Source organism: Mucilaginibacter terrae (genome assembly GCF_031951985.1).
Lineage (GTDB): Bacteria > Bacteroidota > Bacteroidia > Sphingobacteriales > Sphingobacteriaceae > Mucilaginibacter > Mucilaginibacter terrae_A.
The window spans coordinates 2,073,353-2,092,405 of record NZ_JAVLVU010000001.1; the positions used below are offsets into that span (position 1 = coordinate 2,073,353).

Here is a 19,053-nt window from a genome sequence, read left to right on the forward strand (position 1 = left end):
ATTAAACTGTTTCCTGATTTAAGCCTTGTTTGTAGACGGCATGTTTAACCACGTTACGACGGGTAACTGATTTTTTCTCGTATGCCTGACGACTACGCAGTTCGCGTAATACACCGGTTTTCTCAAATTTCTTTTTAAAACGTTTCAGCGCTTTATCTAACGATTCTCCGTCTTTTACATTGATGATAATCATATTCCTTCTATATACCTCCTTTCAGGGAGAGCAAAGGTACGGAATAGCTTTTGAATATTTAAACGTTTTTTCAATAATATATTTTGGCTAACTAACTGATAATCTTAACTAATGTCAACATCACGATTTCCAACTGCCCAACAACCGCCTGATAACAATAATTTCGGCCACGTGATAAGCCGTATGGTCGGCAGCCTGCAAGGCTTCGCGAAGCAGGGTTTGCCCTTCGCCATGTGGTATTGGCGTGTATAGATCCCCGGTTTTTACCAGTTCGGTCAGTTCCTGCAAATCTGCTTTTATTTGTGCGATAGATTTATCCCAGGCATCTTCCTTGGCCGGTGCTACTTCCTTTACCCAGTACTCATCGGGCCATTTGGGTGATTGATGATTGCCATCCTTACTAAACTCCAGCATATCCCACAGGGCAATGCGTATATGCTCTACCAATTGCCATATACTATAAGGTAAAAACCATGCGGTTTTTCGCCACGTTGATTAGCGGGCAGGCCTTTAAGTGCATCATCCAGCGTAGCGTGGGCTGTGCCACCATTCAGCAATTTTACTATTTCGTCAATAAGTATTGGATTATTATCGGCCATGTTTCAATATTTTAAGTTACAACAATTTACACACGAGTTGGTTGAAGGCGCCTCCTCATAAAATCACTTTTGTTAATTATTTTAGACTAAATGCGTACGTTTATGCCTCCTAATTACAAACATCAATTAAAGTGGCATATAAATTTTTACCGGCAATAGTTATAGCAGCATTTCTCCTCATTAGTTGTAAAAAAGATGGTGGCGGCATGCAGGAAATGAACAAAGACGATGCAGCCTTTAACGGTTACACCCAGCATTTCCTGGAAGCACTTTGGAAACTTGACCCCGACCGGGCCACCATGACCGGCTACCATAACTATGATAGCTTGCTGGTGGTTCCCACTAACAGCTATCGCGATAAAATAAGCAGTTTTACCAAGGTAGAAACCGACTCGCTGCTACGTTACGACCCCAATACCTTAACTGATGCCAATAAAATAGATTTTCAATTGATACAAAATGAGCTGCAACAAATGCAGTGGAACGTGCAAACCCTTAAATCTTGGGAATGGAACCCTACCTCTTACAACATCATTGGTACGTTTGCTTATATATTAAATGAAAAGTACGCCCCGCTGGATAAACGCCTGCGTAACTTTTATGAGAGGATGGAAAATATACCGGCTTATTATAAGGAGGCGCAAAAGCAAATCAAAAACCCTGTGCCCGAGCTTACCAGCTTAACCATAGACCAGTTAAACGGCGGCATTGGCGTTTTTGAAAAAGATTTTGCCGATTCGCTCAAGAAAACCAAGATAGCCGAGTCTACCCAAAAACAAATGCTTACCCGCGCAAAGCTATCTGTTGATGCCATTAAGAACTTTGTCGATTGGCTTGGTAAACTTAAAAGCCCCAAACCGCGCAGCTTTAGATTAGGGCAAAATTTATACCAGGAGAAATTTAAGTATGAAATACAATCGGAGCTGAATGCCCAGCAGATTTTTAATGCAGCTATGGAGCGCAAAAAACTGGTGCACCGCGAAATGGTTAAACTCAGCAAACAGCTTTGGCCTAAATATTTTGGCAAGCGCGATATGCCTAAAGACTCATTAGAACTGATTGGTAAGATGATAGATACCCTATCGACCAAACATGCCAAGCCCGAAGATTTTCAAACCGCCATACAAGGCATTTTACCCAAACTGGTTGATTTTGTTAAAGCTAAAAACCTGCTTACGCAAGATCCATCTAAACCTTTGATCGTTCGTAAGGAACCTGCTTACATGGCCGGCGTGGCCGGTGCATCGGTAAGTTCGCCGGGGCCATATGATAAGAGCGGCAATACTTATTTTAACGTGGGCAGCCTGGCCGGGTGGTCGCCCGAGCGTGCGGAGAGCTACCTGCGCGAATATAACCAGTATTTACTGCAAATTTTATGTATTCATGAGGCTATTCCGGGGCATTACACCCAGTTGGTATACTCTAACAAAGCCCCAAGCTTAATTAAATCGGTATTACAAAACGGTGCCATGATTGAGGGCTGGGCTGTATACAGCGAAGAAATGATGCTGGATGCCGGCTATGGTAACAACGAACCTGAGCTACGCCTCATGTGGTACAAATGGAACTTACGCTCGGTATGTAATACCATTTTAGATTACAGTGTGCATGCCAACAGCATGACCAAAGAGCAAGCCATCAAACTACTCACCCAGGAAGCATTTCAACAACAGGCCGAAGCCGAAGGTAAATGGAAACGCGTAAGCGTGAGCAGCGTGCAACTTACCAGCTACTACACCGGCTACAAAGAAATTGTTGACCTGCGCAATGCCTACAAAAAGCAAATGGGCGAAAAATATACGGTTAAAGATTTTAACGAGAAGTTTTTGAGCTATGGCAGTGCACCTGTTAAGTTTATTAAACAATTAATGCTGGCTAAAAAGAAAGAAACTACAAAGTAGAAATCAGCCATTCAAATTAAATTTGCATTTAGGTGTCACGAAAGCTAAACGGGCGGCGACCAGTGTATATATGAAGTATATATTTCTGTTCGCCGCTTTGCTGTTTGGTGCGCAGCCATCGTACGCGCAACAAAAACCTGAGGTTGTAATTGCTACCGACATTACTAACTTTTGGAATGCTTACGATAAAATAACCGCCACTAAAGACAGCACCCAACAATTAAACTACCTAAACCAATTATTCATAAATAAAGGTACCCCGGGCTTAAAAGCCATGATGCAGGTACGCAATTATACCGCCAAACAATACATTGATGCTATTAACCGCTATCCGCTCTTTTGGAACTCCATTAGAACCAATACACTAAAAGCAAAAGCATTTGCAAGTGATATTGCCATCAACGTATCCAAATTAAGAAAGCTCTATCCGCAATTAAAACCTGCACAGGTATACTTTACCATGGGCATATTACGCAGCGGCGGTACAACCCTTAATAATAATGTACTTGTGGGCTCTGAAATTTCGATGACCGATGAGTATACCGTTACCAGTGAGTTTCCTGATAATTATAAAAATCTGGGTAACTTTTTTAAAACCAACCCTATTAAATCGCTTGTGTTTACCAATGTACATGAGTATGTGCATACCCAGCAAAAATCAACACAAATAAATACCCTGTTGGGGCAATGCATAATGGAAGGTGTGGCCGAATTTATGGCTGTTAAAGCTACCGGGCAGGCCTCTCCTACTTTTGCCATGTTTAAAAGCAACATCAATACCCAAAGGTTGAAACAGGTTTTTGCCCGGCAATTGTTAAATAGTATTAACTATGGTTATTGGCTTTACAATGATGAACAAAATGAATTTAATGAACGCGATTTAGGCTATTACGTGGGCTACCTCATTTGCCAGAATTATTACAATAAAGTAAAAGATAAGCAGCAAGCCATTAAACAAATGATAGAGCTTGACTATAATAACGATGCCGATCTGTTGGCATTTGTCGACCAGTCGGAATATTTCAACCAAAAGTCATCAGCACTTAAAAGCCAATATGAAGTAAGCCGACCGGCGGTAGCAGGCATTAAACCCTTCAAAAACGGTGCAAATGATGTAAACCCGGCTACTACGCAAATTACCATTGAGTTTTCTACCGGGATGAACAAGCGTTCACGCAATTTCGAATTGGGACCTTTGGGAATGGATAACCTCATGCGGGTTCAACGCTTTATCGGGTTTTCAGATGATGGTAAGCAAATGACCATCGAGGTGGAACTGAAACCTAATCGTCGTTACCAGTTGCTGCTGGGGCCACGGTTTATGAATAAAGATGGTGTTTCGATAAATCCATATTTGATTGATTTTACAACTGCCGGGCAGTAATCAAATAAACGTTGCAATTATGCAACGTTTAAGAATTTAGCGTTATATTTGAGTAAACGCTGCAATAGGGTAGTTGTAATAAAAAAAGATGCCAAGAAAAAGGAAATAGCTGAAGCAGTAAAAAAACTTCAAAATTCGGCTGAAAAGAAACCTGTGTTATCTGATTTCTTCGGAAAACTTAAAGGGGCTTTTGGCGACCCTATAGAATATCAGCAGAAGATAAGAAATGAGTGGGATTAAATACCTGGCCGACACCAACTGCTTTATTTACCTTTTTGATGAAAACCCCTAAATACTTCCTTTTATTCACGATGGATGGGCTTACTCTTACATAACCGAAATTGAACTGTTAAGTAAGAAAACGATCACTCCTGCCGAAGAACAAATAATAAAAGCAATGTTATCTACGTGTTTTAAGATAGAACACTCGCAAACACTTAGCAACTTAACTATTCAAATCAGGCGTAAACATGGTGTCAAACTTCCCGATGCTATAATTGCTGCTTCGGCTTTACTAATTAACCTGCCCCTTATAACAGGTGATACTAATTTTGGAAAGATTGAAGGTTTAAATGCTCTTATTTTAGATGTTTAGCGTGTAATATAGGCGTTTTAAATTTCCTCATTACCCCTTACCTTTATCAAACTTATGAAAACATGGCTTAAGCGTGTTGGCGTTGCCGGATTTCTGTTCTTTTTAATTAAAGGGTTGATTTGGTTGGGTATATTCTTTTGGGGTTTTAAGTCTTGCAATAAAGAGGAAACAAAAAAGACCGGGAGATTGTCCCGGCCTTCTGCTGTGATTACTTCTTGTAGTGCTCGCGTATAGCTTTAAACTCCGATCCTACTTTCCACTTTGGCCATAAGGTGGTTGAATAGGACAGCTTTTTGCCCACGGCATATAGTAATTCTAAATCTTGTATAGTTCCGCTTACATCCCAATTGGCCGTAACCTCATCTGATGGTTTGTGGTAAGTATTTGCCGTGTAATCGTTATGCATTTTTAAACCAACTTCTTTTCCCTTGCCTATTAAATCAACACCACTTTCGGTATACAAAGCAGGTATGCCTACTTTGGCAAAGTTAAAATGGTCCGACCGGAAGTACATACCTTTCGACGCATCAGCCTCGGGTGCAATATAGCGGCCCTGCTTGACGGCTTCTTCCTTTAAATAATCTTCGAGTTCCGACTGGCCGAAACCAACCAGCCCAATGTCTTTGGTCTTTCCGTACGGATAAAACATATCCATATTAATATCAGCCACCGTTTTCTCCTTCGGAAAAACAGGGTTCTCGGCATACCATGCCGATCCCCATAATCCCTGCTCCTCTGCAGTTACTGACAGGAACACGATGCTACGGGCAGGCTTAACCTTATTTTGCTTAAACACACGGGCCAGTTCTAACAGGGCGGCCGTACCACTGGCGTTATCAACCGCGCCATTATATATGCTATCACCTTTGGCATCAGGCTTACTTACGCCAAAATGGTCCCAGTGGGCCGAGTAAACAATACATTCATCAGCCTTTTGAGTACCGCTGATTTTAGCCACCACATTGTGCGATTTTTTGTAGGTAGCCCATACATTTATACCGGTGTTCAATTTCAATGGCAGCGGAATAGCTTTAAAGTCGCTTTTGAGCGCATTGGCTAATAAAGTTTTATAGTTTGTACCCGATGTCTGTAATAACTGCTCGGTAGCGGGCAGGGTAAGCCAGCCTTCAACAGCACATTTGTAAGTTTCTTTTCCACGGCTATCTAAATAAAGCTTGGTGGTTTTCCAACTGTTTTGCACCACACTAAAATTGTAGGCAGCCGGGGCGGTGTCATGTATAATCAAGCACCCTTTAGCGCCATGACGGGCGGCTTCATCATATTTGTACGTCCAGCGGCCGTAATAAGTCATGGTTTTGCCTTTAAACTGTTTGGCATCGTAATAACCAGGGTCGTTCACCAACACTACTACTACTTTACCTTTTACATCAAGCCCGGCATAATCATCATGGTTAAACTCGGGGGCGGTAATACCAAAGCCTGCAAATACAACCTCATCACTTTTTAGATCAATAATAGCGTCGGTACGGCGTGTCCATATCACATAATCCTTAAACCCTTCAAGGTTAAACGATGAATTAGGCGTAGTTACATTCATACCCGATTTAGGGCTACAAGAAATGGCCACCATAGGAACTTCCTGTAAATAGCTACCTTTATTGCCGGGCTCTAAGCCTAACGCTTTGAACTGTTGTTCGAGGTATTGTATGGTTTTGCTTTCGCCGGCCGAAAAAGGCATTCGGCCTAACAACTCATCAGATGCAATGGCTTTTACATATTTGGTATAAGTTTCGGCACTAAAGCCTTGAACGTTTTTTTGAGCAAATGCCGATATTACAGCGCCTAAAATAAGGCAGCTTGCCAACCGTGAGATTTTACTAAATAACATAAGGTAATGTATGAGTTAATACTAAGCCTAAAAATACATTTTTATGGAATGAGGTTTTTTAGGAGAAAGGCGCGTGCGCTTACCTCTTGAGAGGGGCAGGTGTGTGTCCTTTTGAGATGAAAAGTTAGCGAAACACACCCCTGCCAACGCTCGGCCTCTTCCGCCCTCTCTCAAGAGGGGAATATGGAAAATATAAGTTTATTTAGAATTGGCCTTGAACATTACACGCCCTTTTTTGGTCAACGCATAACTAATCTTCTTTGTCTTTTCATCCTCCACTGGTGTAACCAGGTTATACTCTTTTAAACTTTGCAAATCTTCTTTACTAATGTCTTTTACCTTACCTGTTTCTGCAACAATTTTAAGTGCCGCAACTACCTCTTCATTTGTCATGCTGCAAAATTAAGCATTTAGTACCGAGATATGAATTGTAACTCGATCAGGCCCGGTAGCTCTGCATTTTTTGAGTACTTTTGACACATCATAATATTACCGGTAAATGGGATATCCAAGTTTACAAGCCTGCATTACTGACCTCGAAAAACATGGTCACCTTATACGTATAAAAGAAGAAGTTGACCCATACCTGCAAATGGCGGCCATTCACCTGCGTGTTTTCGAACACCAGGGACCGGCTATTTTGTTCGAAAATGTAAAGGGCAGTAAATTCCCGGCGGTAAGTAATTTATTTGGTACGCTCGATCGTTCTAAGTTCATCTTTAGAGACACACTGGAAAAGGTAAAAACGCTGGTTGATATTAAAACCGACCCAATGAGGGCTATAAAACGTCCGTTCAGTTACGCCAATGTGGCCATGACGGCACTATCAGCCCTGCCCATGAAGGTTGGCAAAAATGCGCCTATTAACTTTGGCCGTACCCAAATTAGTGCCCTGCCCCAGATAATAAATTGGCCTATGGACGGTGGCCCGTTTGTAACCATGCCGCAGGTATACACCGAAGATGCCGATAAACCCGGCATTATGAACGCTAATCTGGGCATGTACCGCATACAGTTAGGTGGCAATGATTATATAACCAACCAGGAAATTGGCCTGCACTACCAGCTTCACCGTGGTATTGGCGTGCACCAAACCAAGGCCAATGCTAAAGGGCAGCCGCTTAAGGTGAGCATATTTGTGGGAGGCCCACCATCGCACCCTGTTGCGGCGGTGATGCCGTTACCCGAGGGTCTATCAGAAATGACTTTTGCCGGAGCGTTGGGTAACCGCAGGTTCCGCTATTTTTATGATGCTGAGGGTTTTTGTATTTCGGCCGATGCCGATTTTGTAATTACCGGAACCGTAATGCCGCACGAAAATAAACCAGAGGGCCCTTTTGGCGACCATTTAGGTTATTACAGCCTTACCCACCCTTTTCCGCTGATGAAGGTGCATAAGGTTTATCACCGTAAAGACGCCGTGTGGTCGTTTACGGTGGTTGGTCGCCCACCACAAGAGGACACCAGCTTTGGGGCTTTGATACATGAAATTACAGGATCGGCCTTACCATCAGAGATTCCGGGACTACATGCCGTGAACGCGGTGGATGCAGCCGGTGTTCACCCGCTGTTGTTTGCCATTGGCAGTGAGCGGTACACGCCTTATTTAAAAGAACGCCGTCCGCAGGAAATACTCACTATTGCCAATCATATTTTAGGAAAAAACCAGCTAAGCCTGGCTAAATACCTGTTTATTGCTGCAAAGGAGGACGACCCATCTCTGGATATTCATAACATAGAAAGCTTCCTGAAACATGTGTTGGAGCGTATTGATCTTACCTGCGACCTGCATTTTTACACCAAAACCACTATCGACACACTCGATTACAGTGGCAGCGGCCTTAACAGTGGTAGCAAAGTAGCCATTGCAGCAGCAGGTGAAAAGAAGCGGGAGCTATGGACAGAACTACCTGCCGGTTTCAGCCTACCACGCCCTTTTAATATTTTCAAGCTGGCTATGCCGGGTGTGCTGGCTATTGAAGTGCCTAAATTTATTCATGAAGATGACATTGCGGGTGCCATTGACATTATGAACAGCTACGTAAAAGATACCGACCTGAGCGGCTTGCCCCTGATGGTGCTATGTGATGATGCCGGCTTTACCGCGCAAACTATCAATAACCTTATTTGGGTAACCTTTACCCGCAGTAACCCATCGCACGATATTTATGGTATCGATAGCTTTACCGAGCACAAACACTGGGGCTGCCGTGGGCCGATGATCATCAATGCCCGTATTAAACCGCACCATGCACCCGAACTTATTAAAGACCCCGCGGTTGAAAAAACGGTGGATGCTTTAGGTGCAAAAGGGGGAAGTTTGTATGGGGTGATATAGTAGGCTATGAGGACATATCCATTGGCGAGAGTTAATAGGCTATTGACTCAATTTGATGAATAATTTTATAAAGTTCATCTTTTGACTTTTTTGTTCCATTTGAATATTGACTCAAAAAGTGGTTATCATAATTGAATAAAGAGAGTTTAAAATAAGAAAGAAAACGCTTCCCTCCTGATACTCTCTCCAAACGAGGGCGCATTGCTCTTATTGACACGCTAAATCCTTTTAGTTTATTTCGTTGCAACACAGTTAGCAAAAAGTCAGTATCGGTTACCGCTATTTCAATAATTTGCAAATGCGCTTTTTCAAAAGCATCGTATAGTATAATACTCACATAAAACACAGTAATTAAAATTGTAAGTATAATTCCAAGCCAGTTAAATTCCCGTATGCCAATAGCAACAGTGGTCAAGTAAAAAAACAAAAACCAATCCCGTCTAAAATTCAGCCACACTCTCTTATTAAAATCAACAGGCGAGGTACTATATATAACTTCTTCAGTAGGCATTATACTAAGTAAGCAAAAAATGCGCTTTCGGCATTGCAAAATGTGGTTGAAAGACGACGATTTTCTAAGCAAGGATTGGATAAGTTCATCGAAAGTTAAAATAGTGATTAAACAAAAAAGGCACTCCCTTGCGGAGTGCCTGATCAGCTTTTCAGCTTCTCTAATTTTATTGATCGCAATGCTAAGGTATGGTATCACGGTTAAACGCATATACGTATTTATACCTGATTAATTTTTCGGGTGTAACTACGTGGGTAAATAAAAAAGGAGATGCCTCGGCATCTCCTTTTTTATTTATCTTCTTTCTTTCCCTTCACGATCACAAAAACGTCCTCATCGGCTTTTTTCATGAGGTATTTTTCGCGGGCAAATTTTTCGAGCTTTTCGGGGTTAGAGGTTAACTCATCTAACTCTTTGGCTACCTGGGCAGTTTCTTTGGTGTAAAAGTCACGCTCCTGCTCCAGTTTAATTAATTGCTGGCGGTGCTCAAACTGGGTATAGAGGTCGTTCTTATCAAAAAACAACATCCACACTACAAATGCCGCCGTTACCAGGAAGTATTTGTTTCTAAGCAAATTAAGCGCACGCCTCATATTAAAGTTCAGCTTGTAATTCATCATAAATGTAAAGCGAATATTTTAACTTACAAACACTTACGATTGTTTTTTTGCTGCAGGCTTACCACTGCCCGATGACCTGCGGTTACCACCGCCGCCACCGCTAAAGCGCCTGTTACCACCGTTACGGTTACCGCCTGATGAACGGCCACCACGATTACCTCCCTGGCTTTTCATTTCCTCGCGTATCCTGTCAACACTGTTCATTTGTTTCATAGGATAAGGGTGCTCATCATTTACTGGAATGGTAATGGCAATGAGTTTTTGAATATCCCTTAAAAACTCTTTTTCCTCATGATCGCAAAATGATAAGGCAATACCACTTGCCCCTGCCCTACCTGTACGGCCAATGCGGTGTACATAGGTTTCGGGCACGTTGGGTAATTCGTAGTTTATTACGTGGGTTAAATCGTCTACATCAATACCACGGGCGGCAATATCGGTAGCTACCAGTATACGCGTGGTGCGGTTTTTAAAGTTGGTCAAAGCACGCTGGCGGGCATTTTGTGATTTATTACCATGTATAGCCTCGGCAGTAATACCTTCGCGGCTCAGGTCTTTTACCACCTTATCGGCACCGTGCTTGGTGCGGGTAAATACCAGGGCAGTTTTAATGTTCTTGTCTTTTAATATGTGCGATAAAAGGCCGCGTTTATCGCCCTTATCCACAAAGTACATCTCCTGCTGAATAGTTTCGGCGGTTGATGAAATTGGGGTAACCTCTACCTTAAGCGGTTTGTTTAATATCGTGTTGGCCAGTTCCTGAATTTCTTTAGGCATGGTAGCCGAAAAGAACAGCGTTTGACGTTTTTGGGGCACTTTGGCAATTACCTTTTTAACATCATGTACAAAGCCCATATCAAGCATACGGTCGGCTTCGTCTAAAACCAAGAACTTAACATGGTCTAAATGCACAAAGCGCTGGTTCATTAAATCAAGCAAACGGCCCGGGGTTGCTACCAAAATATCAACACCACGGCGCAAGGCCTCGGTTTGCGGGTTTTGTGATACGCCACCAAAAATAACCAAATGCTTTAAACCGGTATGACGGCCATAGGCTGCCAAGCTTTCGTCAATTTGAATGGCAAGCTCACGTGTTGGCGTTAAAATAAGCGCCTTGATGGTTTTTTGCTCTTTGTGCTGTGCACGTTCCTGGTAAAGTATTTGTAATAAGGGGATAGAGAATGCCGCTGTTTTACCGGTACCGGTTTGCGCACATCCTAACAGATCTTTACGATCTAATATAATGGGTATTGATTGTTCCTGTATGGGTGTGGGTTGAGTATATCCTTCGGTTTTAAGTGCTTTAAGGATAGGCTCAATTAAATTTAAATCTGCAAATAACATGTATTATGTTTAACGTATATGTAAAGCTGTACGGCAGTACAGTATTATGATGAGTTTAGTACCCCCCGGTTAATAGTTGTTGGGGTTAATTTTTACAAAGATACGTTTTATTTAGATGCAAAAAAACAGGCTCCAAATATAGAAGCAAGAGCTAAGAAACAAGAGCCAAAACAGAAGATGGGGTAGTAAAAAGAAAGCCAGGAAACAAGTTGATTTTAACATCTCATGATTCCTGGCTCTTTATTCTTGCCTCTAAAGTTTACTCAAACTTGTATACGCTACCCATTTTGCTGCTGTCGCTTGCATCAACTTTAAGGTCGGTAATTTTACCGCTGTCGAGGGCGTAAACCCAACCGTGAATGTGCAGTTCCTGGTTTTTAGCCCAGGCACCCTGTACAATGGTTGTTTTGCAAAGGTTAGCTACCCCTTCAATAACATTGAGTTCAACCATGCGGTTAAACTTCTGTTTTTCGTCGGTAATGGTTTCCAATTCAGTTAAATGCTTTTGGTAAACGTCTTTTATAGCACGCAGCCAGTTATCAATTAAGCCAAACTGTTTGTTGCCCATAGCGGCCTGTACACCACCGCAACCGTAATGGCCAACCACAATTACGTGCTTTACTTTAAGCACGTTAACCGCGTAATCGAGTACCGATAGCAGGTTTAAATCGGTATGCACAACCACGTTGGCAATATTGCGGTGTACAAATATCTCACCCGGATTGGTACGGGTAATTCTATCCGCAGGCACACGACTATCGGCGCAGCCTATCCATAGCACCGGAGGTTTTTGCCCGTTAGCCAGTTTCTCAAAAAACTGCGGGTCTTCCTGCAATGCTTCTTCAATAAACTGTTGGTTGCCTTCCAGCAAACTTTCGTAAGTTATGTGGCTGGTATCGTGAATTGCTAAATTGCCTTGTGCCATAGTAAATGGTTTTATTAAAATTTGGTTAAAATAACGAAAGATATTGCAAGCTTACAAACTGCCTTAACTCTTAAAATGTTTGCCGGGTACCTGCTTTATAGTATAGCTCGGCTAAAGTTTTTTGATAGGCAGCTATCATACTCTCCAGCTTAATGCGCATATCAATGAGTTTAGTTTCGCGGCTGTTAATCAAAAACAAAGTGCTCTCGCCCAATTCAAACTTCGAATTTTCACCTTTTAACAAGGCATTCTGGTTTTTAACACTTTGTATTTGGACGGCTAATTGGGCTTCATAAGCCTTTAAGCTATTATAAGAAGCTATAACGTTGTTTTGTATCTCACGCCCCGATTGTTGCAGATCGTAATCGAGCTGCTGTTGTTTAATTTTTACTTCACGTAATTTACCACGCTCGGCACGTAAAAATAACGGGAACGAAAACTCCAGACCTACCTTGTGATTGGCCCAGCCAAAATCATAATAATCGGGTACATAACTATTCCATGAACGCCTGTTGGATATAAGCGTACCGCTGATATTAATTTTAGGTTTTAACATTTCCTGCCTGTACAAACGCTCAACTGCTAACTGCCCGCCTTTTGCACGCAGCTTTACCAATTCAGGGTGCTGATCGGCGGCACGGCTCACCAGGGTATCGAGCGCCAGTTTATTTACCTGCTTTATGTTACCGTCTAATAATTCGGGCATCGCATTTTCAGGTAACTCTAAAGGTTTAGCTTCTTCATTCCATAAATGGTTGGAAAGTATCAGTCGCGCATTTGCTAATTCAATCTTGTTTTTTTCAAACTGAATAATTCGCTCCTGAACTGTTACATAAGCCTCAACCGAATCGATAGGTGCTTTGTCGCCAATTTGAGTTTGGTTACTTACGGCTTTGAAACGTGTTTGGGCTAAATCAACACCTTCCTGTGTTAACCTTAACTGCTTATACGCATAATACCATTCCCAGTAATCTTTAGCAATTTCGTACCATGTAGTGTTTATTTGCTTTACACGTTCGGCCTCGGCATACTCTACCATAATTTTTGCCTGCCTCAAAGTACTGCGGCGGGCGTCAATAATTAAACCTGCGCCTAAGGGTATTGATAATCCTACACCGCTTAAGCCCGATAGGCTGGTACGAGTTTCGGGGTTGGTGTAGGTACCGGCATTGCGGTCATAACCCACCTTTAAATCGGCACCGGCCAGCCAAAGCGGCACTTTTAGCTCGTTGGTCCAATAATTATAGTAGTCGGTATTGCCAAAAGCCTTACGGTTAAAATTGGCCTTTAAGGTAGGGTCAAAATACCCTAATGATTGTAGCACGTTAGCCCTTGCGGCATCAGTTAATAACGATGCCTGCTTTATAATGGGGTGATACCTGAAAGCCATCACCTGCAGATCTTCAAGGGAGAAAATCTTTCCCGTATCGGCAGGTGGCCTGTTTTGAGCCTGTGCCGTGACAACGCACAGCAGCAGTACACAAATCAAGCTTTTTATATGATAACTTATTTGTTGTCTCTTCATATATAATTATCCTGTCTCGGCTATTATTCTACTTCTTTTCTTTTTCTGAATCTTTTCCTTTACCATCCTCCGGTTCTTTCTCCAGGCTTGGTGGGAAACCGTTCAACTGTCGCCATATTTCGTACCACAGCGGTACTGACCTTAAAATAACGCGGGCATATACGCCTGATCCCTGGCGTAATTGCTCAGGCCATTGTTCATCATTGGCGGGTACAGGATATTGCTGTTTTACCAGCAAACGGTATTTACCCCCCGAACTGCTTACCTTGTCAATTGAGAAAACTTTACCTGCAAAAGTACCTACCGCTACCGACGGCCAACCCGAAAACTGTATGGACGGCCAACCTTCAAACTGAAGCCTTACATCGCTGGTATCTAAAATAAGCGGCACATCCATAGCGCTCACATAAATTTCGGCAGCTACCTGCGGATTTTTAGGCTGCAATGTGGCAACCGATTCGCCTTCTTTAATGTTCTCGCCAATACCGGCCTTCATGGTTTTAACCACAAAGCCCGATTGCGGGGCACGAACCGCATACAAATTACGGCGCACGTTTAAATTGGCAATATCGTTACGCAACTTGGCAATATCGCCCTGCACGCCAGCACGGCCTGATAAGGCCGAACCCAGATCAGATAATGCCTTGGCATACGTTTCCTGGTATTTGGCTTTAATGTTATCCAAGTCAATGCGGGCATTCAACAGGTTTTGCTTCGAGTTATTCAACTTATTCTCCTGGCTGATAACTTTTGCGCGGTCTTCCTGTAATTTCAGGCGACGGGTTTCAATATCGGTCAGCGAGAATAAGCCGTTTTTATACCCCTGCTCATAACGATCCAAACGTGCTTTGCTGGTATTAAAAAAGTTTTGCACGGCTACCAGGTCGGCCTGGTCAATATCAACATAGTTTTGTGCCTGTTTTACCTTGTTTTCGGCAGCCTGTAGCTGAAAACGTAAACCTTTGTTCAAGGCCTCAATTTGAGCTTTAGTTGCCCTGATTTTTTGAAGATTAGCGGTATCGCTGCCACGTTTGGCCTGCAGCTGCTCACTTAAGCGTTGAGGATATTCAGGGTCAAAGTACGATTGGCTGGTTTCGGATATTACCAATATCGTATCACCCTTTTTAACTTCTTGCCCCTCGCTTACCGCCCAACGTTCAATACGGCCACCAATTTGGTTTTGTACAGTTTGAGGCCTGTCTTGTGGACGCAATGCGGTCACAGTACCGCGTCCGGGAATGGTTTGCCTCCAGGGTAATAATAATATGATGATGAATAACACCAGTAGTATCATTAGTATACGCCCTAACAAACGCGCTCCCTTGGCTGGTAATATCTTTTCGCACGAACGTACCGATAGCTCTTCCCAATTATGGATTTGCTCTATATAAGTTGGGTTTTTATGCATGATCATGGCCCTCCTCTTCCAATTCTAAATCGGTAACTACGGCAAGTTTTTCGGCGCCGGTAGCCATATCAAATACAGTATTCATGTTAGTCATTAATTTTTCTATAGCGTAACTAATCTGTACAATAATTACCTCGGCAGACACAAACTGGCCAAATGACATGGCACGAGTTACCACAAAGTATGACCCTAACAGTAGCAGGCACCCCATTAGTATGGTACGAATAACTATTGCACTGGCAAAAAAGCGTTTTAAAATAATAAAGTGATTATTGCGTGCTTGCAGATATTTAGCCGTAATTTCATCAGTACGTTCTAAAACTTCGGTGCGTTTTGCAGCACTCTGCCGATATGTTTCTAAATCTGCAGCTACCTCTTCAAGGTAAGCCACCACTTCGTATTTGTAGTGCGATTCTTCAAGACTGGTATTTACCCCCGGCTTAAAATATAAAGCCACCATTATTACCACAAAAAGTATAACCAGTATACCAAAGGCTATAAAGAAAGGGTGATAAAACGAAAGTAATATGGCGCTGAAAAATATTTGTACGGCAGCAGCCACAATATCAACCAGCAGCTTGGTTAACCCTTTTTGTATAGTTAAAATATCAAAAAAGCGATTAATTAATTCCGATGGATTTTCTCCTTCGAGTGCCTTACGTTTAATAAGCGGTAAACGGAATGAAAACTCAAGTGCTGTTTTTGCAAATATCTTTTGCTCCACAACCTCTACCAGCGATAGCTGGCCTATAAGCAACAAGCCTCCAAATACAATACCTATTAATATAACCGCAATTAAAATATAGGTTGAACTGTACATAGCCCCGTTTGATAACAGGTTAAACACAGCAGAAGTACCCAACGGAAGGGTTAGACCGATAAGGCCAATAAGTACAGCATATATAAAAATGTAATTAATAGTTGACCGTTCGTAATGTAATATACGCATCAACCTTTGCCAGGGTGTGAGCGTTTCGCTATGATGGTGTTTTTTCATGTTTGTTTTTTAAATCAATAATTGCAGGGATATTAATTACTACACCCGTAAAATTCACTATTTATTAATATGTAAATAGTGGATATTTGAAGTACTATATTGCCGGTTAAGTTTTTTTATTAAAAGGTATGCTTGCAAATTTAACACGGCGTAATGCGTATACGCCTTAATGTCTCGCACGCTGTGTGTATAGCCGTTCGATATATCGTATTCAGTATATTTTAACAATTCAGCCTTATAATCAAAAGGTATTCTTTACGTATTGCCTGTTAGTTTCAAGGGCAAAATAAATAATGGATATGGTATGCTATGTGTAACGGTCTTTAACTTATAAAAAGCCGTTGTGTAAGTAATTAATAGTGCTGGCAGCTTATTTAAAGCACCGGCAGCCAAATATCCATAACAATTATTTTGATTAGCAAACAGGATAATGTTGTTTAACTGGCATTTATGGTAATACCTGTTATACTAACATTAATACTGTAAAGTTTTATTTTTTGCTTATGCTGATTGCATACACCATTTTATAACAAGCTACCAGTTAGTTATATTTTAAAAAACTTGCAGGTAACCGTTAAAACGGCATTAAGCCCGCCCGGAGTTTGGCGGCGGTGTAAGCACCGATGGATGGTGCCCGGGCTGATATATAGAGTGCCCGTAATCTAATCTTTTTTGAGTTTCAATGGTAACAGGCTCCTGTACATGGTGAGTAAGCCACTGTAAGTCTTCGTCAAAAAACTTCTTTTCTTTACACGATTCTTTTTCAGGAGATTCTTTTTCGTTCTTGTTTTCCTCTTCCAGCTGCATAATTACAGCATTCACGGTTTTATTATTGAGCGATAGAAAAGCAGGGGCAACTGATATAACCATCTTTACAATAAAGATCATCATAAACAGCAGGCATATCATTATCTTACTAACCCTGTTTTTCATTTTTTTGCAAAAGTATACTTTTTTGAGACATTAATTTGTCAATTTCATACAATCGAAAATTCATACCATTTTTATAACTTGAATAATATCAAATTACATATTGAACAAATCCGACCTGAGCTAACCTGGCGACTGCGCCGTGAAGCCTTGTACCCAAACCGCCCCTTGCACGAAATGGAAATGGACGAAGACCTAACCGGGATGCACTTCGGCGCTTTTTACAACGACATTTTGGCTGGCGTAGTATCATTGTTCGTGCATCAAGACAAATATCAGTTCAGAAAGTTTGCCGTAGGCCCTAATTATCAGGGTAAAGGTATAGGATCGGCATTGTTGCAGCACATCATTAGCTTTACCATTACCGAAGGTGGTAAATGCATTTGGTGTAACGCACGCACCACCGCTATCGGCTTTTACAGCAAAGCCGGGTTTATTACCACAGGGCAAACCTTCAGCAAGCGCGGCTTTGATTACGAGGTTATGCAAAAATTGTTGTAGTTAAAAAGACCGGCTCGTATTGCACAACCCGGTCTTTAAGAAAAAACTATTAACTCCTGAAAATTTTACTCGCCACAAAAGAACAATATGGCTATTAATTCAATATTAAGAGATTAACAAATTAGAGCTTTGTTAACTTTTATTAATATTGATAGTATTTAAACACCACTCATCAAACAGAATTCAGAATTAACAGTTGGCTGATGTAATCTGATGAGCTTTTATATATTTGCTTTTCTTCAATTCAACTATTAAACAAATTATGGCCGAAAACACCATTGACGATAAACCACAACATGTACCTGTTGTAACTCCAGAATCGCTTGAGTTTCTTGGAAAATATATTAACAACCCATCGCCTACCGGTTTTGAGTGGATGGGGCAGAAAATGTGGCTCGAGTACCTGAAACCATACATCGATACTTACTATGTAGATAACTATGGTACTGCTGTAGGCATCATTAACCCTAAAGCCGAATACAAGGTAGTTATTGAAGCCCACGCCGATGAGATCTCGTGGTTTGTAAACTATATTACCTCTGATGGTTTAATTTACGTGATCCGCAATGGTGGTTCTGACCATCAGATAGCACCTTCGAAACGTGTAAACATTCACACCGATAAAGGCATTGTGAAAGCCGTTTTTGGCTGGCCTGCCATCCACACCCGCTCGGGCGGCGAAAAGGAAGAAGCCCCTACCCTTAAAAATATATTTTTAGATTGTGGTTGCACCAGCAAAGACGAGGTGGAAGCCATGGGCATACACGTGGGTTGTGTAATTACCTACGAGGATGAGTTTATGGTGCTAAATAACCGCTACTATGTTGGCCGTGCGCTGGATAACCGCGTTGGTGGTTTTATGATTGCCGAGGTTGCCCGTTTGCTTAAAGAGAACGGCAAACATTTGCCGTTTGGCCTATACATTGTAAACGCCGTTCAAGAAGAAATTGGCTTACGCGGTGCCGAAATGATAGCCCACAAAATTAAACCGCATGTAGCCATCATAACCGATGTTACGCACGATACCCAAACACCGATGATCAATAAGATCACGCAGGGTGATCTGGCTTGCGGTCGTGGTCCGGTGGTATCATATGCGCCTGCTGTGCAAAATAACCTGAATAAACTACTGATCGAATCGGCACAAAAAGCAGGCATACCGTTCCAGCGCCAGGCATCATCGCGCTCAACCGGTACCGATACCGATGCTTTTGCTTACTCTAACGACGGTGTACCTTCGGCATTAATTTCGTTATCGTTGCGTTACATGCATACCACTGTTGAAATGGTACACAAAGAAGACGTAGATAACGTGATACGCATGATATACGAAACCCTCTTAAATATTGAACCGGGACAAGATTTCAGATACATTAAATAACATTCAAACATTTAATTTAATTAACCGTATTTATACCTTCAGATATATATTT

20 protein-coding genes are annotated in these 19,053 nt (G+C 41.9%); 7 read left to right on the forward strand and 13 right to left on the reverse strand.

Translation table 11 applies throughout. From position 1 onward, the window contains the following. Nucleotide 1: 1 nt before the first annotated feature. From rpsU to QE417_RS08490, 3 genes are all read right to left on the reverse strand, one after another. Nucleotides 2-193 carry a 30S ribosomal protein S21 gene (gene rpsU, locus QE417_RS08480; RefSeq protein ID WP_311949277.1) on the reverse strand — a complete coding sequence of 64 codons (192 nt, stop codon included), beginning with the start codon at nucleotides 191-193 and terminating at the stop codon, nucleotides 2-4. A 120-nt stretch (nucleotides 194-313) separates the two neighbouring features. Then, nucleotides 314-640, reverse strand: coding sequence for a hypothetical protein (locus QE417_RS08485; protein ID WP_311949279.1), 327 nt, complete (start codon nucleotides 638-640; stop codon nucleotides 314-316). Further along, nucleotides 634-792 carry a hypothetical protein gene (locus QE417_RS08490; protein WP_311949281.1) on the reverse strand — a complete coding sequence of 53 codons (159 nt, stop codon included), beginning with the start codon at nucleotides 790-792 and terminating at the stop codon, nucleotides 634-636. The genes QE417_RS08485 and QE417_RS08490 overlap by 7 nt, the downstream gene beginning before the upstream one ends. 131 nt (nucleotides 793-923) lie before the next feature. Here QE417_RS08490 and QE417_RS08495 point away from each other — a divergent pair, with 131 nt between their 5' ends. The 4 genes from QE417_RS08495 (at nucleotide 924) to QE417_RS23635 (ending at nucleotide 4,672) form a co-directional block, all read left to right on the forward strand. Next, entirely contained in the window at nucleotides 924-2,693 is a 1,770-nt protein-coding gene (locus QE417_RS08495) for a DUF885 domain-containing protein (RefSeq protein WP_311949283.1), read from the forward strand. A gap of 70 nt (nucleotides 2,694-2,763) precedes the next feature. Continuing rightward, nucleotides 2,764-4,077, forward strand: coding sequence for a DUF2268 domain-containing putative Zn-dependent protease (locus tag QE417_RS08500; RefSeq protein ID WP_311949284.1), 1,314 nt, complete (start codon nucleotides 2,764-2,766; stop codon nucleotides 4,075-4,077). Nucleotides 4,078-4,125: 48 nt separating this feature from the next. Continuing rightward, on the forward strand, nucleotides 4,126-4,317 hold the full coding sequence (locus QE417_RS08505) for a hypothetical protein (protein WP_311949286.1): 192 nt from the start codon (nucleotides 4,126-4,128) through the stop codon (nucleotides 4,315-4,317). A gap of 100 nt (nucleotides 4,318-4,417) precedes the next feature. Next, nucleotides 4,418-4,672: a PIN domain-containing protein gene (locus QE417_RS23635; protein ID WP_376717542.1), complete on the forward strand. Its 255-nt coding sequence runs from the start codon at nucleotides 4,418-4,420 to the stop codon at nucleotides 4,670-4,672. Between the two features lie 208 nt (nucleotides 4,673-4,880). On the opposite strand, the gene QE417_RS08510 is transcribed toward QE417_RS23635, so the two are convergent. Both QE417_RS08510 and QE417_RS08515 read right to left on the reverse strand, forming a co-directional pair. Then, a complete protein-coding gene (locus QE417_RS08510; protein WP_311949288.1) occupies nucleotides 4,881-6,521 on the reverse strand; it encodes a M28 family metallopeptidase in 1,641 nt (546 codons plus the stop codon). A 198-nt stretch (nucleotides 6,522-6,719) separates the two neighbouring features. Further along, on the reverse strand, nucleotides 6,720-6,914 hold the full coding sequence (locus tag QE417_RS08515) for a hypothetical protein (RefSeq protein ID WP_311949290.1): 195 nt from the start codon (nucleotides 6,912-6,914) through the stop codon (nucleotides 6,720-6,722). A 106-nt stretch (nucleotides 6,915-7,020) separates the two neighbouring features. Between QE417_RS08515 and QE417_RS08520 the strand changes: the two genes are divergently transcribed. Continuing rightward, nucleotides 7,021-8,859, forward strand: coding sequence for a UbiD family decarboxylase (locus tag QE417_RS08520; RefSeq protein WP_311949292.1), 1,839 nt, complete (start codon nucleotides 7,021-7,023; stop codon nucleotides 8,857-8,859). 31 nt (nucleotides 8,860-8,890) lie between these two features. Here QE417_RS08520 and QE417_RS08525 read toward each other — a convergent pair whose 3' ends face one another. From QE417_RS08525 to QE417_RS08560, 8 genes are all read right to left on the reverse strand, one after another. Beyond that, on the reverse strand, nucleotides 8,891-9,370 hold the full coding sequence (locus QE417_RS08525) for a hypothetical protein (protein WP_311949294.1): 480 nt from the start codon (nucleotides 9,368-9,370) through the stop codon (nucleotides 8,891-8,893). 290 nt (nucleotides 9,371-9,660) lie between these two features. Further along, nucleotides 9,661-9,990: an FtsB family cell division protein gene (locus tag QE417_RS08530; protein ID WP_311949296.1), complete on the reverse strand. Its 330-nt coding sequence runs from the start codon at nucleotides 9,988-9,990 to the stop codon at nucleotides 9,661-9,663. A 33-nt stretch (nucleotides 9,991-10,023) separates the two neighbouring features. Further along, nucleotides 10,024-11,334, reverse strand: coding sequence for a DEAD/DEAH box helicase (locus QE417_RS08535; protein ID WP_311949298.1), 1,311 nt, complete (start codon nucleotides 11,332-11,334; stop codon nucleotides 10,024-10,026). Nucleotides 11,335-11,593: 259 nt separating this feature from the next. After that, nucleotides 11,594-12,259 (reverse strand): carbonate dehydratase, encoded by a 666-nt coding sequence (gene can / locus QE417_RS08540; RefSeq protein ID WP_311949300.1) that lies wholly within the window; start codon nucleotides 12,257-12,259, stop codon nucleotides 11,594-11,596. A 70-nt stretch (nucleotides 12,260-12,329) separates the two neighbouring features. After that, a complete protein-coding gene (locus QE417_RS08545) occupies nucleotides 12,330-13,784 on the reverse strand; it encodes a TolC family protein (protein WP_311949302.1) in 1,455 nt (484 codons plus the stop codon). A gap of 28 nt (nucleotides 13,785-13,812) precedes the next feature. Further along, nucleotides 13,813-15,198 (reverse strand): HlyD family secretion protein, encoded by a 1,386-nt coding sequence (locus QE417_RS08550; RefSeq protein WP_311949304.1) that lies wholly within the window; start codon nucleotides 15,196-15,198, stop codon nucleotides 13,813-13,815. Further along, nucleotides 15,185-16,189, reverse strand: a complete 1,005-nt coding sequence (locus QE417_RS08555) for an ABC transporter transmembrane domain-containing protein (RefSeq protein WP_311949306.1) — start codon at nucleotides 16,187-16,189, stop codon at nucleotides 15,185-15,187. Before QE417_RS08555 ends, QE417_RS08550 begins: the two co-directional genes overlap by 14 nt. 585 nt (nucleotides 16,190-16,774) lie before the next feature. Continuing rightward, on the reverse strand, nucleotides 16,775-17,122 hold the full coding sequence (locus QE417_RS08560) for a hypothetical protein (RefSeq protein ID WP_311949308.1): 348 nt from the start codon (nucleotides 17,120-17,122) through the stop codon (nucleotides 16,775-16,777). A gap of 78 nt (nucleotides 17,123-17,200) precedes the next feature. On the opposite strand from QE417_RS08560, the gene QE417_RS08565 reads away from it, so the two are divergent. Further along, nucleotides 17,201-17,620 carry a GNAT family N-acetyltransferase gene (locus QE417_RS08565; protein ID WP_311949310.1) on the forward strand — a complete coding sequence of 140 codons (420 nt, stop codon included), beginning with the start codon at nucleotides 17,201-17,203 and terminating at the stop codon, nucleotides 17,618-17,620. Between the two features lie 262 nt (nucleotides 17,621-17,882). Beyond that, nucleotides 17,883-19,001 (forward strand): M42 family metallopeptidase, encoded by a 1,119-nt coding sequence (locus QE417_RS08570; protein ID WP_311949312.1) that lies wholly within the window; start codon nucleotides 17,883-17,885, stop codon nucleotides 18,999-19,001. Nucleotides 19,002-19,053 lie beyond the last annotated feature (52 nt).